The organism is Flexivirga oryzae (assembly GCF_014190805.1).
Lineage (GTDB): Bacteria > Actinomycetota > Actinomycetes > Actinomycetales > Dermatophilaceae > Flexivirga > Flexivirga oryzae.
Map to the genome: position 1 here is coordinate 546,640 of NZ_JACHVQ010000002.1, position 15,623 is coordinate 562,262.

General features: G+C 65.9%; 14 protein-coding genes and 1 tRNA gene. 12 read left to right on the forward strand and 3 right to left on the reverse strand.

Annotation, left to right across the window (positions count from 1 at the left end):
• Positions 1–76 precede the first annotated feature (76 nt).
• The 4 genes from FHU39_RS15645 to FHU39_RS15660 are packed head-to-tail and all read left to right on the forward strand — an operon-like array spanning position 77 to position 3,423.
• A complete protein-coding gene (locus tag FHU39_RS15645) occupies positions 77–799 on the forward strand; it encodes a response regulator transcription factor (protein ID WP_281379742.1) in 723 nt (240 codons plus the stop codon).
• 28 nt (positions 800–827) lie between these two features.
• Positions 828–2,399 (forward strand): sensor histidine kinase, encoded by a 1,572-nt coding sequence (locus FHU39_RS15650; protein ID WP_183321506.1) that lies wholly within the window; start codon positions 828–830, stop codon positions 2,397–2,399.
• A complete protein-coding gene (locus FHU39_RS15655; protein WP_183321507.1) occupies positions 2,396–2,845 on the forward strand; it encodes a GtrA family protein in 450 nt (149 codons plus the stop codon). Before FHU39_RS15650 ends, FHU39_RS15655 begins: the two co-directional genes overlap by 4 nt.
• 50 nt (positions 2,846–2,895) lie before the next feature.
• Entirely contained in the window at positions 2,896–3,423 is a 528-nt protein-coding gene (locus tag FHU39_RS15660; protein WP_183321508.1) for a hypothetical protein, read from the forward strand.
• Here FHU39_RS15660 and FHU39_RS15665 read toward each other — a convergent pair.
• Complete coding sequence (locus FHU39_RS15665; RefSeq protein WP_183321509.1) at positions 3,404–4,888, reverse strand: phytoene desaturase family protein; 1,485 nt, start codon at positions 4,886–4,888, stop codon at positions 3,404–3,406. The two genes, FHU39_RS15660 and FHU39_RS15665, sit on opposite strands and share 20 nt — an antisense overlap.
• 1,065 nt (positions 4,889–5,953) lie before the next feature.
• Here FHU39_RS15665 and FHU39_RS15670 point away from each other — a divergent pair.
• Together FHU39_RS15670 and FHU39_RS15675 are read left to right on the forward strand one after the other, a co-directional pair.
• A complete protein-coding gene (locus FHU39_RS15670) occupies positions 5,954–7,621 on the forward strand; it encodes a beta/alpha barrel domain-containing protein (protein ID WP_183321510.1) in 1,668 nt (555 codons plus the stop codon).
• Between the two features lie 180 nt (positions 7,622–7,801).
• Entirely contained in the window at positions 7,802–8,392 is a 591-nt protein-coding gene (locus FHU39_RS15675; RefSeq protein ID WP_183321511.1) for a hypothetical protein, read from the forward strand.
• A gap of 467 nt (positions 8,393–8,859) precedes the next feature.
• Here FHU39_RS15675 and FHU39_RS15680 read toward each other — a convergent pair whose 3' ends face one another.
• Positions 8,860–9,213, reverse strand: a complete 354-nt coding sequence (locus tag FHU39_RS15680) for a hypothetical protein (protein WP_183321512.1) — start codon at positions 9,211–9,213, stop codon at positions 8,860–8,862.
• Between the two features lie 10 nt (positions 9,214–9,223).
• Here FHU39_RS15680 and FHU39_RS15685 point away from each other — a divergent pair, with 10 nt between their 5' ends.
• The 4 genes from FHU39_RS15685 (at position 9,224) to FHU39_RS15700 (ending at position 10,849) form a co-directional block, all read left to right on the forward strand.
• Positions 9,224–9,622 carry a hypothetical protein gene (locus tag FHU39_RS15685; RefSeq protein WP_183321513.1) on the forward strand — a complete coding sequence of 133 codons (399 nt, stop codon included), beginning with the start codon at positions 9,224–9,226 and terminating at the stop codon, positions 9,620–9,622.
• A 366-nt stretch (positions 9,623–9,988) separates the two neighbouring features.
• Positions 9,989–10,291, forward strand: a complete 303-nt coding sequence (locus FHU39_RS15690; RefSeq protein ID WP_183321514.1) for a hypothetical protein — start codon at positions 9,989–9,991, stop codon at positions 10,289–10,291.
• Positions 10,288–10,620: a hypothetical protein gene (locus FHU39_RS15695; RefSeq protein ID WP_183321515.1), complete on the forward strand. Its 333-nt coding sequence runs from the start codon at positions 10,288–10,290 to the stop codon at positions 10,618–10,620. The genes FHU39_RS15690 and FHU39_RS15695 overlap by 4 nt, the downstream gene beginning before the upstream one ends.
• Before the next feature lies 1 nt (position 10,621).
• Positions 10,622–10,849, forward strand: coding sequence for a hypothetical protein (locus FHU39_RS15700; protein WP_183321516.1), 228 nt, complete (start codon positions 10,622–10,624; stop codon positions 10,847–10,849).
• 792 nt (positions 10,850–11,641) lie between these two features.
• On the opposite strand, the gene FHU39_RS15705 is transcribed toward FHU39_RS15700, so the two are convergent.
• Positions 11,642–11,732, reverse strand: a tRNA-Ser gene (locus FHU39_RS15705).
• A 205-nt stretch (positions 11,733–11,937) separates the two neighbouring features.
• Here FHU39_RS15705 and FHU39_RS15710 point away from each other — a divergent pair.
• Both FHU39_RS15710 and FHU39_RS15715 read left to right on the forward strand, forming a co-directional pair.
• A complete protein-coding gene (locus FHU39_RS15710; RefSeq protein ID WP_183321517.1) occupies positions 11,938–13,575 on the forward strand; it encodes an LCP family glycopolymer transferase in 1,638 nt (545 codons plus the stop codon).
• Between the two features lie 58 nt (positions 13,576–13,633).
• A complete protein-coding gene (locus FHU39_RS15715) occupies positions 13,634–15,550 on the forward strand; it encodes a penicillin-binding transpeptidase domain-containing protein (protein ID WP_183321518.1) in 1,917 nt (638 codons plus the stop codon).
• Positions 15,551–15,623 lie beyond the last annotated feature (73 nt).

Here is a 15,623-nt window from a genome sequence, read left to right on the forward strand (position 1 = left end):
GCCATACAGATTCCACACAGGATCGTCATAGACTTGACCGGGTCCGCGCACAGTGAAGGGCGACAAAGTGACAGGTATGAGCACTGCATCTGGCCTGAAACGACCCGACGGTTCCCCCGTCCGGGTGCTCGTCGTGGACGACGAGAGCAACCTGACCGAGCTGCTGTCGATGGCACTGCGCTACGAGGGCTGGGACATCAAGAGCGCCGGCACCGGGTCCGGCGCCGTCCGCACCGCCAAGGACTTCCGCCCCGACGCCGTCGTGCTCGACATGATGCTCCCCGACTTCGACGGCATGGAGGTGCTGCGCCGGCTGCGCGACGAGGACCCGACCGTGCCGGTCCTGTTCCTCACCGCACGCGACGCGGTGGAGGACCGGGTCGCCGGGTTGACCGCAGGTGGCGACGACTACGTCACCAAACCGTTCTCGTTGGAGGAGGTCGTGGCGCGGGTGCGAGCACTGCTGCGCCGGTCGGTGGTCATGAGTGAGGACAACTCCTCGATGCTGGTCGTCGGCGACCTGCGACTGGACGAGGACAGCCACGAGGTCTTCCGGGGGGACGACGAGATCAACCTGACCGCAACCGAGTTCGAGCTGTTGCGCTACCTGATGCGCAACCCGAAGCGGGTCCTGTCCAAGGCGCAGATCCTGGACCGGGTGTGGCACTACGACTTCGGTGGCCAGGCCAACGTCGTCGAGCTCTACATCTCCTACCTGCGCAAGAAGATCGACGCCGGTCGCGAGCCGATGATCCACACCATGCGCGGTGCGGGTTACGTCCTCAAACCGGCCGGCTGAGCGAGGCCCGGCAGTCTCGGCGCATCCCATGACCGCACACGCAATCTGGCGACCCAGCCGGTGGACCCTCCGCACGAAGCTCGTCGCGTGGATGCTGCTGCTCTTCATCGCCGTCACCGTCGCCGTCGGCGCGTTGACCGTCTGGCAGCTGAACCGCACGCTCATGTCGAGCGTCAACCACCAGCTGCAGTCGGCGCAACTGGCGATCGAGGGCCCGGGGAACGGCAGCGGGCCGGGGAACAACAGCGGCAACGTCGGTCTGGCCGGGGGAAACTCGCTGCGCTTCGACTTCCAGACCAATGGCGACGCGGTCTACCGCTTCGACAACCAGACGCAGCAGAGCGTCCTCAGCGCGACGGTCTACAAACTCGGCGGCAGCACCCAGCTCACCGCCGCACAACGCCAGAAGCTGATCAAGGCCGGCATCGGGCACGACCCCAAGGCGGTGGACCTCGGCACGCTCGGCACCTACCAGCTCATCGCGGTCAACCACCTGCAGACGCTGCGGTCGCTGAACACCGGCAACGAATACCGCGCCGAGGTCACCACGATTGTCGGGCTGCCGATCAACGACAACGTGTCGACCATCCGCAAGACCGCCGTCTCGATCGCGCTGCTGAGCGGCTCCGGCGTCATCCTGGTGGCGCTGGCGGCGACCTGGCTGATCCAGCGCAACCTCGAACCGTTGCGCCGCGTCGCCGGCACTGCGACCCGCGTCGCCAAACTCCCCCTGTCCTCCGGTGAGGTCGTGATGTCCGAGCGCGTCGAACCGCGCGACACCGACGAGCGCACCGAGGTCGGACAGGTCGGTGCGGCACTCAACGACATGCTCGACCACATCGACAACGCACTGACCGCCCGGCAGACCAGCGAGATGCAGGTGCGGCAGTTCGTCGCGGACGCCTCCCACGAACTGCGCACCCCGCTGGCGTCGATCCGGGGGTATGCCGAACTCTCCCGCCGGGAGACCGAACCGGTGCCGCCCGGTGTCACCCACGCCCTCGGCCGCATCGAGTCCGAGGCCGGCCGGATGACGACCCTCGTGGAGGACCTGCTGCTGCTGGCCCGGCTGGACGCGGGCCGCCAGCTCGACTTCCAGCCGGTGGAGCTGCCGATCATCGCGATCGAGACCGTCAGCGACGCGCGGGCCGCCGGGCCGGACCACCAGTGGGCGCTGGACCTGCCCGAGGAGGGTGTCGAGATCGAGGCGGACGAGGCGCGCATCCGGCAGATCCTGATCAACCTGCTCGGCAACGCCCGCAAGCACACGCCCGCCGGGACCCACGTCGTGGTGTCGGTGCAGCCGCAGGGCGACAGCGTCCAGCTGCAGGTCCGGGACGACGGCCCCGGCATACCCGCCGATCTGGTGCCGCACATCTTCGAGCGCTTCACCCGCGGCGACGCGGCGCGCACCCGCACCGAGGGGTCGACCGGGCTGGGCCTGTCCATCGTCTCCGCGGTCGTCGCCGCGCACCACGGCACCGTCGAGGTCAGTTCCCGGCCGGGCGAGACGGTCTTCTCGATCCGGCTGCCGCGCCGGCAGAACACGTCGGGCCCGACCCCGGCCGCACAGCCGAGCGATCCGCGGGTGTCGGTATGACGGGCGCGCGCCATACCCGCCTGAGTCACCAGTTGAGCAGCTTCGCGGTGATCGGGGTGGCCAGCACCCTGGCCAACGTCGTGCTGTTCTACCTGCTCAACCTGACGATCAACACCCAGCTCGCCAACGCCCTGGCGCTGATCATCACCACGGTCTTCAACACCGCGGCCAACCGGCGCTACACCTTCGGGGTGCGCACCCGGGAAGGCGCGGGCGTCGCCCAACTGCAGGGGCTCGTGCTGTGGCTGATCATGTGGGCGATGACCGCGCTGGCGCTGTGGCTGCTCGCCCGGGCCGACCCGCACGCGTCGCACGGGACGCAGTCGGTCGTGCAGTTCGCCGGCAACGTCGTCGCCACGATCATCCGCTTCGTGATGCTGCGCAAGTGGTTCGCGCAGCGCCCCGCGCCCGTGGCTGACGACCCCGCCCCGGCCCCCGCCGAGTGACGCTGCAAACACGCGCACCGGTGTCGTTAGCCGCGGGTAGCGTCAGCAGTATGGCGCTCCCCGACTTCGACTTCGCGGCATTCACGACAGCCCTCGACACCCAACGCGTGCAGGGGGACCTCGGCTGGTACGACCTGGCGGACCAGGTGTGGGACCAGTCGGTGTCGCTGAACGCGCAGCGACCACAGGACCATCCGATGTGCGGCGGTGCGATCGGGCGTTTGTCGGCGCGTGGTGAGACCTCCTGTCAATACGCGCTGTTCCTCCTCCGGTGGATGGGCAGGGCACCGGAGGAGTTCCTCACCGGCGACATGGTCGACGTCGGGAAGGTCCACCTGCCGAAGGCCGGCCCCGACAAGCGGCTGCGGTGGGATCTGCCGGCGCTGCACGCCGCTGTCAACGACGAGCGCCGCGCCCGCGAGATGACCTGGGCGCAACTCGCGGACGTCATCGGCTGCACACCGAGCCGATTGACCAACCTGCGCGGGGCCAAACAGGCCGACCTCGCACTGGTCATGCGCGTCACCCAATGGCTCGCCCGTCCGTCGACGGACTTCATCAGCGCCGTGTCGTGGTGACTCCCGGGCCGAGCTGCGGCACCTCGAAACCGTTGTCCGACAGGAGGGTTCGCGCCGCGTGCCAGCCCGCCATACCGTGCACGGCCGGGCCGGGCGACGTGGCCCCCGAGGCCAGGTAGACACCTGACAGCGGAGTCCGCCACGGCACCGGCGACAGCACCGGCCGCTTGATCAGCTGGCGCATCGTGATGGCGCCGCTGGCGAAGTCGCCGCCGGCGAAGTTCGCGCTGACCGCGGCCCCCAGCTCCGTCGCCGGGGTCGCCGTGCTCGCCAGGACGAGGTCACGGAAGCCCGGCGCGTGCTCCTCGACGGCGGCCGTCACCGCCTGGGTCGCGTCGAAGTCGCTGCCGAACGGCACGTGCAGGTAGGCCCACAGCACGGCCTTCCCGTCGGGGGCACGCGACGGGTCGACCACGCTCGGCTGCGCGACCAGCACGTAGGGGTGCTCGGGTATGCCGCCCCGCAGCACCATCCGCTCCGCTGCCGCGATCTGCGCCCGGGTCCCGCCCAGGTGCACCGTCGGTGCCTGACCGACCACCGGGTCGCTCCACGGCACCGGGCCGGCCAGGGCGAAGTCGACCTTCGAGACGCCGTCGCCGGGCCGGAAGCGGGCCAACGCGCGGCGGTAGCGGTCCGGCAGCCGGTCACCGCCGAGTGTCGCGAGCGCCCGGGCGGAGACGTCGAGGACGGCGGCGTCGAAGCCGTCCAGCTGTCGCAGCTCGGTCACCTCGGTGCCGAGGCGCAGCCGACCACCGTGCGCCCGCAGGTCGGCCACGAGCGCATCGGTGATCGATTGCGAACCGCCGACCGGGATCGGCCAGCCCGCGCGGTGTGCCGTGGCGGCCAGCAGCAGTCCGCCGCCGGCCGCGGCCGGACCGGGGTGGCGGCCGATGGCATGCGCCGCGCAACCGGTCAGCATCGCCGGCGCGATGTCCCCGTCGAAGCGCGCGCCCCATGCCGGCGAACCCGCCTCGGCGACCCTCACGCCATACAACCCCGCGGCGAGCGGATCGCGGGGCAGCCGGAGCAGCGGGTTCATCGCCAGGTCGACGACGCCGTCCAGGTGATCGACCAACGGGCGCAGCAGCCGGCGGTATGCCGGGCCGTCCCGGCCGAGGTCCGCGGCCGTCCGATCCAGGTCGCGGTAACCGTGCCCGCCGCGCCCGGGCAGCGGGTGCGCGAACGACACCTCCGGCACCACCAGGTCGATCCGGCGGGCGAGCCCGAACTCCCGGAAGAACGGGCTGGCGAGCGCCATCGGGTGCACGGCACTGGCCACGTCGTGCCGGAAACCGGGCAGGGTGATCTCGCGGGTCGCCGCGCCACCACCGGCCCAGTCGTTGCGCTCGAAGACCTCGACCGCCAGCCCGGCCCGCGCGAGCGTCACCGCCGCCGCCAGACCGTTCGGACCCGATCCGACGACGGCGACACTCCCGAGTCGGGCAACAGCATGTCGCCGGGTCATGAATTCACTCTAGAGAGACGGAGGCGGAGGGAGCCGTCGCTCAGTCGCTACGCTCCCTCGCTCCTCCCAAATCCCGCGTATCCAAAAAACGACGTTGGACCCCGACGAAAAGCATGTCGGGGTCCAACGTCGTTTGCGGGCCAACTGACAGAAGGATGGACCCAATCAGTCTGGGATCGGGTGGCGCGAGTGCTGGCGGCGGGCACTCCAGCAACCCCCGTCGTACGGCGGCAATCCCCGCCTCGGCGGCGCCAGCACCGGCTCAGCGCGGCCCAAGTTGCTCAGCTCGTAGCTGACTATCAGGCCGGGATGTCGATCCAGAAGGTCGCTACCAAGTACCGGGTCGTTCCGCAGCACACCAGAGACCAGCTTGACCTGCGGAAACGCGGAGACGCCACATCCATGACTCACACCTACGAACCTGACGGGCGTCTGCTCCCCATGGGGTCCACGAGCATCTCGCTCCAGCGGTCCGCAGTCTGGTCATGTCGTCTCATATTTCGAGACGTACGTCGACCATGCTCCGAGCGCGTAACTGGTCCAGTTGCCGGGACCTTGCAGTACCTGAGGCCCGAGTCACTGGGTTCGCCAAAGCCAAGGCGTCACTCCGAGAGTTGACCTGAAGAAGCCTTCGACGGGGACTATCGCAAATGGGCGGATCGCCCCCGAACCGAATGATGAGATATAGTACGAAGGGTAAGGAACATTCGTACCGTCAGCACCATTCACGTAGGTTGCGACGGGAAGAACTTTCCCCAACACTCGGACTACCAGGAACTTCGCGAGCCCCGTTACCGTTATGATGCCCAGGCAAAGGCTGACGAACGGACGGGCAGACATTGATTACTGTGAACGGAGTCCAACACCGCACCATTGCCGATATGGTGCCCGTGTTCGGGGTCTCGACCAGGACCATCAGGAACTACGTCAGGCAGGGCATCATCCCCAAGCCGCCAGTAGTAGCCTATGGTCTCCGGGAAGTCTGGGTCTTCCCCGATGACTACCTCGCAGAGGCGGAGCGCGACCTCGCAGAGCGTCGAGGTCGCGCGAATGGAGATGACTGACGTGTCCGAGGACACCGCCACCAACTGGTTGACTGGCCCCCCGGCAGTTGAACCTGAAGAGGTCCGATCCCAATGGGGCGACTTCGCGCCCCGTGAAGAACGCGCGGTCCTCCGTGCGCTTCTGAGCGACCTCTCGGACGACGGTGGCCCGCTTGACGCGCTCGATCAGGAACTCCCCGCTGCCCTCGAGGCTGGGCTGCCCGGCCGAGTTGCACGCACGGTCCGCGACGCCGTCGTGGCAGACCCCGACATGATGGGCGAAGATGCGCCCGACGTGCTTGGCGACCTCATCGAGTACCTGTACTACGCCGATCAGTCGTCCTTACTTGCCAAGTACCGCCTTCTGCAGCCTGCCTACAAGGTGTACGCCGATCATGAGGCGAACGCCAAGTCTCCGTCCGGCACCTTGCCAGAGAACGTGCCATCCTGGATCGGCTCACGGTGGCCCTTCCTGGGGCACCGCATCGGGTTCCCCATCGGGGTTGCCGCCTCGGGCCTGACTACGAACGCCCGTTGTGTGCAGCGCTTGTTCGAAGCCGGGTACAACGTCGTGACTTACAAGACCGTGCGCTCTCGGTTTATCGGACCGCATCCACGTCCGAACTGGGCTTTGCTCAACTCGTACGACATCGAGGCAATCGATGACCCGAACACAGTGGTGACGGTTAACCCCGAAACCACCCTTTCCGAAGCAGACAGTTCTGCGAATTCTTTCGGCGTGCCGAGCCCGGACCCGGTCGAGTGGATTACGGACTTCCGCGCTGCGGCAGCGGCCGCGGACGACGGGCAGGTTCTCATCTGCAGCGTCCTCGGTGAGGACTACAACAGCGACCGAGGCGCCCGAAACACAGATGTCTTGATTGCGGACTTCGTAGCGGTTACTCGTCACGCCATCTCGGCGGGTGCAGAGTTCGTTGAACTCAACTTGTCCTGCCCGAACACACTCGGCAGGAAGGGCGAGCCCACCCCGCCGCTTTGCTACGACATCGATCTGGCGATCGATATTGTCACGCGAGTTCACGCCGAGCTTGGCGATTCCGTCAAGCTCGGCGTAAAACTTTCGCACTTGGAGCACGGCAACCTTGTTACGTTCCTTGAAGGGGCCGCAAGCCACTTGGACTTTATTTCCGGGATCAATACGGTTGCGCACCCGGTGGAGTCAGCCGCTGGCGGAGGTGCGGCGTACTTCGGCGAGCGCACAATCGCCGGGATAGGCGGGACCGCCATCCAATCGTTGGCGACTGAGTTCGTGCGCGCTTGCAAGCAATACCGGGACGATAACGACGCGAAGTTTGTCATTGTCGGAGTGGGTGGCGTCACCGACCCCGAATCATTCATATCCATGCATGAGGCTGGCGCCGACGTTGTCCAGGCTGTTACTGGCGTTTTCCTGAACAGCCTCTTGGCTGTCGACTGCATGCGCACGCTTGGTGCCACGCTGCGCAGTCCACTGGACGAGAACGGGAAGGACGATCTTCTTCGCATCGCTTCAGTGAACGTCGCTGTGCCTGCCTGGGAATTCGCAACCTCACTCGACCTCCCGGTGGGCGTTACCCTTAAGTTGCTTGATGAGCTAGTCGAAAATGGAGAACTCTCCGTCACGTCCGTAGCGGGTGCGCCAAACTACATGCGAACAAGGGCCGTCGAGCACCTTTCAGTGCGATCCTAAGCAGAGGGCATACTTGTGCTCTTCTGCCTGGTGGCGAGCCTCTGTGTGCTCGCAGTCGCAGCATGGTTCGCGTTCGAACACCGAAGTCTATGCCGCTTCAATGCCCCTGTTCTACGAGGGAAACGCGACGACCCTGGCGGGAAGACACTCGCGAAGTCTTTTGCGCTCTATTTCGGTACGATGGAGCTCATCCTGTGGGTCCCAGTTGTTGGTGCAGGCAGTATTCGCGCAAAGTGGTGGGGAAAGTTCGAGCTTTCGTGGTGGGCAGGCCTTCCTGCGCTCGCGGGTGCACTACTAACAGGAGTTTGGTTATCCGTTCAGATCAAGCACCTCTTCAAAGACGATGACGGGCCACCAGCCGGCTTTCTCCGTGGCGAGCGCTTCACCTCAAGCCGCAACTATCTAGTCCGCTGGCAGGACAGGCTGACTAGTGAGTATATTCGAACCGAACGTGAGAACATAAAAGGATATTTCCCGATACTTGCCGACAGAATTCTTGCTGTAGACAAATTCAGTAGTGCTGAGGTTCGAAGACGCTTTCGCACCTCGTACACGAATTACGTCACGGCTGATGGGGTTACGGAAGACGCGACGCGAATCGAGCAGACCGAAATTATGCTCACGTCTCTCGTCTCAAGTTGGGATATCACTGATCGACAGGTCATCATTCTCGGCCTCGGCTGCATTACATTTCAGGGCTCAGAATACAATTTCGAGTACATCGAATTTATCGAACGCCATTTCAATCCGACATTCGTGGACGACAACTAATGTATAATAAGCATATGAAATATGCTCAGCACTCTTGTAAGTTGTACCCATGGCCGAGGGACCGGAGTTAGCCCCCTATCACCGGCGACCCAGCTGGCGCCTGATTCGGCGCCTTGGTCGGATTTTCGACCCCGTGTCGACTGGAGCTCTCGACGGACTGGACTGGTCCCTTAGGGTCCGCATTCCGCGAGGAGCTGCTGTCGAACGGCGCCTCGGGGCCGAAGCCATCGATAGCTTTCTTGAGTCCTCGGCTTCTTTTCCTGCCTTGGTGCGGGGTCTGGCCACTGGTAACGAGATTGAACAGAGCGTTGCAGTGAGGTCTCTTCAGAATCTGGGCAATAGGGACATGGTCCTCGCTTGCGCAATTGCCGAAGAATTAACCTCAAGTCAATATCCCAAGGTCGCAAGTGCGGCGTCGAAAGAATGGGACGAACTAGCTAAGTTTGCCGGCAGCGCTGACTGACTATCTACCACTCCCAGGCCACCCCGCAGTACAGGCCGCCGTAGATGTCGCGAAACTGGGCCGCGGTGGTGCCGCGTGCGGTCACCTCGAGCGTGGTGTCTCTGGTTGGCGGGCCCGGTCGTTCGAGCGCGGTCAGCCCTGAGAACGCCCACGTGATGGCTGGCACCTCGCCGAGGAAGACCACCTCGAACGTGGCGAAGCGGGTCGGTTCGTGGAAGGCGAGACTTTCCTCGTGCAGCCAGTAGGGATCGTTGGTCGGGTCTGGGTTGACCACGCGGAAGGCCAAGTCGTAGGTCTGGCCTCGTCGCATGGGCGCCTTGTGCCAGAACTGGTGGAGGTATCCGCCGGTCGTCTGCATGGTGCGAACCGTGAACTGGTCGCCGACGACCACAGGTGGTGTTGGTTCGGCGCTGCTCCAGGCGAGGGTACTCGACTCCGTCGAAGAGGGCGAAAAGTCGGTAGTGGTGCCGGGATTCGAGGTGTTTGCGGTCCCGGACGTACGTGGTGACGCTGACGGCGTGCTGGACGAACCTGTTGTGCGATTCGGGGATCCGGATACCCATCGGGGACTTGGGGTACCAGCCGGTGAGGAGTTGCCGCAGCAGCTTCTCGACCGCAGCAGCGTCCCGATCGGCGACGGCTTCTCTCCGGATTCCCAGCCGTCTACCGGCGACGTCGCGCCGCGGTCCGAGGCTGGCTATGCCGTTGGTCTCGGGATCCAGGCCATAGACGTCCAACAGGAGGTCGGCATCGCTGTCGTGCAGTGAGCAGATCGCGGATCTCTAGGCGTTCTCGCAGCACTTCGGGTGTTTCGGACCGGCCGCCGAGCACGCCGACCAGTGCTGGGCGTCCGGCGAGCCGCTGCGGCGTGTAGCCGGGTCCTTTGCGCAGGTAGAGCAGGTCGGTGAGGACGTCCTTGGGTGCGTACGGCCGCACCGGACGCTGTACCGCAGGCTCTGCCACGTCTGTTCCTCCCTTCTCCGACTGACTGATTCCAACTTTGCGCGCCCCAGACTCCAAGTCCGCCGCGGCCCATGGTGAAGCGTTCGGGGCGTTCGTAGCGTCGTTGTCACCGGGAATTCCCGGCCCGAACAACCCCAGCACGAACATCACCTGAGAGAAGGAATCAGTCCATGAGCAGTATGGAGCTACACCGGCAGGGATCCGGTCAGCGTTTGCCGGTCCGCGAGCAGAAGCAGCACAACAACGCCGTGGCCCGCGTCGTCGCCGACACCAAGCTGACGGCGGTGAAAGTGGATGCCGAGGCGGCCTTGACCGGCCGCATGATGGAACGGGCGGTCGACATCGACGACTACCGCCACGCCCTGGTCGGCGGCGATGAGACCAAGAACGCCATCCTGACCCGGCTGGAGATGACGTTCATCGGGAAGGTCGAGCGCATCCAGCGCAACTTCGGCTCGGAGTTCGGGCTGTGAGCACCACCGCGGTTGCCGTAGTGGCGGCCCGCGCGGCGATTCCGCCGTCGGTAGCATCCGGGTCCCCGCTCGGGGTGCTGGTCGCCGCGTGGTGGCACCGCCGTCGGAGCCGCGTCGAACATGTCGGAGTTGCCGGCCCGGAGCACACCGGCAGCGAGAACGGCGTCGTTACCTGTGAAGACCGCGAGGTTCTCGACCCGGAAACGGTGGTCCACGCGCAGGCGGTCGCTGCTGGGTTGGCGGACTACGCCGACACCCTCGCGGCCGGGGATCCGCTGCTGCGCTCGCGGCTACGGGTGCTGGAGCACCGTATGCGCAGGCGGGCCTGACATGACCGGCATACTCATCGCCGTTGTTGTCCTGGTCCTGCTGGCGGTGGTGTGCGGCGTCACCTCGTGGCGCGCACATCAGGCCCGGCTCTACGGACCGCCGCGCACCGCCGCGGAGGTTCACGCCCGGTTGGAGCAAGCGGATGAGGAAGTCACTGCCGCCTGGAAGGCGACCCGCCGTGCCATGAACGACGCGGTGGGCCAGTCCTGGCGCAACTTCACCGACTGACCCGCGCAAAGAGAAGGAATAGCGGCTCCCCATCGAAACCTCGTGGTGGACACCAACCACGTCGTGATGGCCGACGCGCCCCTGACCGGACCAGTCGCCGCCGTCACCCGAACAGCACGGCTCGCCAACGAAAAAGAGACCCCAAGGGTCTCCACACGCAAGCCGCAGCCGGTCGATCCTCAGAGTCAGGTCGGGCCGTCCCCCTCGCCGAGCTTTCGCTCAGCGAGGGTTCCAACCTGACTCTTCTGGCGGAGGCGGAGGGAGCCGTCGCGGATGGACCCCCGACGAAAAACGTGTCGGGGTCCATCGGCGTCTTGCGGAGGCGGAGGTGTTGAGTTTCACGACATCGATGACGGGTCTGACCTGCGGTTTTCGGGGTGATCGTTGACCGGTGAGTCGGGTCATGGTTGACACAATCGGGCTCGTGATCGTTGACCGGTGAGTCGCGACATCGGCGACATCCGTCTGACCTCGACAGGATCGTCTTCGCTGGCGCGAGAGCAGGAGCACGAAGCGGCCCGACAATGGCCGTCATCGTCGGTGCCCGCAGCCGGCGTCAGGGCTGGCCGTGGGCCGCCCGAAGGGCTTGGCCTTGACGCCAGTGAGGACACCGACACCATCGCGCGCGGGGAGCGTGAATCAGCCTCGGTTCGAGCGTGCATCGCTTCAAGTGCCCGGGACCGAAGATCAGCGACTCGGTGAGCCGCGACATCCACGACACCCCAACTGAACCCACGAAAAAGGTCCTGAGCCGCGACACCGTGTAAACGATGTCGCGACTCAGGACACTTGCGGAGGCGGAGGGATTTGAACCCTCGATGGGGTTTTATCCCCAAACCCGCTTAGCAGGCGGGCGCCATAGACCAGACTAGGCGACGCCTCCAGTGCTGCACCTCGCGGTGAAGCGTGGCAAGGCTACCCAAGACACGGGTCGAAGTTCAAAGCGGGTCCACGCGGCCCGGCAACCGAAGACCTAGGTTCGGCGTCTACGGTGACGACACCCGATTTGTGATCCGACCGACAGTCGTTCACGATTGGCAGACCCACAAGGTCACAGCACGGTAACGGACTCGAATGAAGGTAGGCGAATGACGGGAAACGTCGGAGGTGTCGGCGGTGGCCGCCCGGTGCCCGAGCGTGACCCCGATGAGACCATCATCGCCTCCCGGCGGGAACTCGCCCGGCGCCAGAGTGCCCCCCGGCAGACCGCGCGCTCCCGCCACGAGCGCCGGATGGCCCGCGCGCGGGACGTCCGTCGTGCCCTCGGCCTGACCGCGCTGTCGGTGCTGCTGCCCGGCCTCGGACTGCTGTGGACCAAACGGCGCATGATCGGTCTGGCGATGATCGGCGTGGCGCTCGTGGGCGCCATCAGTTTCGCGATCATCGTCTCCAGCGGCGGGCTGATCCACGGCGCCGCGCAGCTGCTGACCCGCAAGGGCCTGATCCTGCTGCTCGTCTTCACGATCTGCGGCGGGCTGCTGTGGATCGCGGGCATCGTGCTGACGGCGTTGACGACGACGAACCGGCGCTGGCCGGAGCAGACGCGGTGGTTGCACCGCATCTTCGCGACCCTCATGTGTCTGATCGTCGCCGCGCCGACGGCATACGCCACCCGCGACGTGATCATCACCCGCAACGCGTTCGACCAGATCTTCACCAAGCGCTACACCACCAACACCGATGCGGTCACCCCGGCCGACGGCAGCAACCCGTGGAAGGACATTCCGCGGGTCAACATCCTGTTGTTCGGCTCCGACGCCGGCGCCGACCGTTACCTGCAGCGTCCCGACTCGCTCATCGTCGCCAGCGTCAACACCGTGACCGGCGACACCGTGCTGGTCAGCGTCCCGCGCAACATGGGCCACGCACCGATCCCGGCGAGCGACCCGTTGCACAAGATCTACCCGAACGGCTTCGTCAAACTCCCCGGCCAGACGGACCCGGCAGCGGGTCTGATGGAGAGCATCTGGCAGGCCGGCAACGAGCACAAGAAGCTGTTCCCCAAGAACGACCCCAGCCCCGGCCTCACCGCCACGCGCGACGCGGTCACCGGGATCACCGGCCTCAAGATCGACTACACCGCAACCGTCGACCTCTCCGGCTTCCAGCAACTGGTCAACGCCATGGGCGGGGTCTGGGTCAACGTCAAGCCCGACCCCAACTCGCTCACCGACCCCAAGAAGGGCATCCCGATCGGCGGCCGGATCATCAACGGCCAGATCCAGCCCGGCTCGATCGTCGGTTACATCAAGCCGGGCTACCAGAAACTCAACGGTTTCCAGGCGCTGTGGTACTCCCGCAGCCGCGTTGCCAGCAGCGACGACCAGCGGATGCGCCGCCAACGCTGCATGATCAACGACCTCATCTCGCAGGTGAACCCGTTCCAGATGGTCCAGAAGTTCCCGTCGATCATGCAGGTCGCCGCCAAGAACATCCGGATCGACATCGACCAGGACAAGTTGCCCGCGTTCGCCACCCTGGCCAACAAGATGAAGAACGGCAACATGCGCACGGTCGACATCTCCGACCCGGTGAGCAACAGCAACCCGGACTTCACCAAGATCCACGCGCTGATCAAGAAGGCGATCACGGAGAAGCACAACAAGAAGGCTCCGACGCCGGACAAGGGCAAGACCAAGACCAAGAAGGCGACCGCCTCCTCCAGCTCCTCCTCGTCGTCGAGCACCACCACCAGCGCGATCAGCGACACCGCGAACTCTTGCTGACACGCGCGAGGCGCTCCCGTCATACGAGCTCACCCGCGCGATGGGGTTGGATGCTGTCATGAGTTCACGCACAGTGCTGGGAGTCACCGCGGGAGCCCTGGTCATCGCCGGTGGGGTCGGCGGCTACATGTACCTGCAGCAGGCCTCGGCGGTCAGCAAGCAGGATTCGGCCGCGAAGGCGGCGGCGACGGCATTCGCGCAGGACTGGTCGGCGCGCACGCTCGACAAGGCGGTGTATGTCGGCACCACCCCGAAGGCGGCCGCGGACAACTTCGCCACCGCCACCGCGGCACTCGGCAAGGGCCCGATCTCCGTGCAGGTCGACGACTTCAACCGGGACGGCGACACCGGCACCGCAACGCTGCACGTGGCCTGGACGCTCAGCGGCAAGCGGGTCTTCAAGTGGGACGACCCGATCGCGCTGGTCAAGTCGGCCGACGGCACCTGGGGCATCCGGGTCGATGCGACCAAGTCGTTGTGGCACCCGAAACTGCAGGCGTCCGACGCGTTCGTGGTGAACCAGACGATGGGTCTGCGCGGCGAGATCCGCGGCGCGGACGACAGCGGGATCATGACCAACCAGAAGGTGTACGACATCTCGATCGACCCGACCAAGGCCACCGACGCCTCGATCGGGCAGTTGCAGAACGTGCTGAACATCGCCGGGTTGGTCACCAAGCTGCACGCGGCCAAGAAGTCCGGGTCGCAGGCGCTCATTCCGGTGATCACCTACCGGCAGAGCGACTACTTCATCTACCAGAACGGCATCCAGGACCTCCAGGGCGTCGTGGTGCAGACCCGACGCCAGCCGCTGGCCGCCACCTCCACCTTCGGACAGCCGCTGCTGGGCACCGTCGGGCAGGTCACCGCCGACATGATCAAGAAGCACCCGAAGACGTACCGGGCGGGCGACTACGCCGGCCTCTACGGGCTGCAGGCGCAGTATGACGCCACCATGCGTCCGACCTCCGGCTTCACCGTCACGCCCCGCTCGGACACGTCCGACATACTCTTCGGCACCAAGGCCAAGAACGGCACCAACCTCAAGACCACCCTCGACCCGACCGTGCAGAACGCCGCCGAGAAGGCGCTCGCGAGCATGAAGGACAAGCCGGCCGCCATCGTCGCGGTCAACGTCAAGACCGGTGGCGTGTCGGCGGTGGCCAACTCCCCCTACTACGGCATCGACCGGGCACTCCTCGGGCGTTACGCACCCGGCTCGCAGATGAAGATCGCCACGACCTACGCGCTGCTGACGCACGGCTTCGACCCCGACTCCAAGGTGCCCTGCCCCAGGAACGTCTACGTCAACGGCTACAAGATCGGCAACTTCGAGGGCGAGACCGGTGGCAACCCGAAGTTCAGCAAGGACTTCGCGATGTCCTGCAACACCGCCTTCGTGAAGGCCAGCTCCGACTTCACCGACACCGAGTTGCAACAGGCCGCCAATTCGCTCGGCCTGGGCGCCGACTGGGCCGACCGGATCGGGGTGGCCGGAACGTTCGCCGGGAACGTGCCCACCGCGAACGGCGCGACCGACAAGGCGGTGTCGGTGTTCGGGCAGGGCCGGGTGCAGGCCTCGCCGCTGTCGATCGCCGTGATGACGGGGTCCGTCGCGCGCGGCTCCTACCTCGCGCCGGAGCTCGTGACCAGCCCGGCGCCGGCGAAGGGTGCCCGGTCGGCCACGCCGCTGAAGGCGGGCGCGATCCAGGAGATCAAGAAGCTGATGCGGCTGACCGTCACGGACGGCACCGCGACCGCGGTGAAGAAGGTGCCCGGCGGCCCGGTCTACGCCAAGACCGGCACCTCCGAGTTCGCCGAGGGCGGCAAGACCGGCGTCAACGGCTGGCTGACCGGCTGGCAGGGCAACACCGCGTTCTGTGTGCTCGTCGAGGACGTCCCCTCGGGCAAGAGCGGCGGCAACACGGCTGCCCCGCTGGCCGCGAAGTTCCTCACCACCCTCGCGACCAGCTGACTACTGTCGTCACTTCCTCGCCCGTGTGCGTAGGTCCCCCCGGGGGAGACGTATGACCGGGTTCCGGCATCGC

Excerpts from the sequence above, each read along its gene's own strand:
- FHU39_RS15715 (WP_183321518.1), top strand. The coding sequence starts at position 13,634 with ATGAGTTCACGCACAGTGCTGGGAGTCACCGCGGGAGCCCTGGTCATC.
- FHU39_RS15690 (WP_183321514.1), top strand. The coding sequence starts at position 9,989 with ATGAGCAGTATGGAGCTACACCGGCAGGGATCCGGTCAGCGTTTGCCG.
- FHU39_RS15710 (WP_183321517.1), top strand. The coding sequence starts at position 11,938 with ATGACGGGAAACGTCGGAGGTGTCGGCGGTGGCCGCCCGGTGCCCGAG.
- FHU39_RS15660 (WP_183321508.1), top strand. The coding sequence starts at position 2,896 with ATGGCGCTCCCCGACTTCGACTTCGCGGCATTCACGACAGCCCTCGAC.
- FHU39_RS15650 (WP_183321506.1), top strand. The coding sequence starts at position 828 with ATGACCGCACACGCAATCTGGCGACCCAGCCGGTGGACCCTCCGCACG.
- FHU39_RS15700 (WP_183321516.1), top strand. The coding sequence starts at position 10,622 with ATGACCGGCATACTCATCGCCGTTGTTGTCCTGGTCCTGCTGGCGGTG.
- FHU39_RS15665 (WP_183321509.1), bottom strand. The coding sequence starts at position 4,888 with ATGACCCGGCGACATGCTGTTGCCCGACTCGGGAGTGTCGCCGTCGTC.
- FHU39_RS15655 (WP_183321507.1), top strand. The coding sequence starts at position 2,396 with ATGACGGGCGCGCGCCATACCCGCCTGAGTCACCAGTTGAGCAGCTTC.
- FHU39_RS15675 (WP_183321511.1), top strand. The coding sequence starts at position 7,802 with ATGGAGCTCATCCTGTGGGTCCCAGTTGTTGGTGCAGGCAGTATTCGC.
- FHU39_RS15680 (WP_183321512.1), bottom strand. The coding sequence starts at position 9,213 with ATGCAGACGACCGGCGGATACCTCCACCAGTTCTGGCACAAGGCGCCC.
- FHU39_RS15645 (WP_281379742.1), top strand. The coding sequence starts at position 77 with ATGAGCACTGCATCTGGCCTGAAACGACCCGACGGTTCCCCCGTCCGG.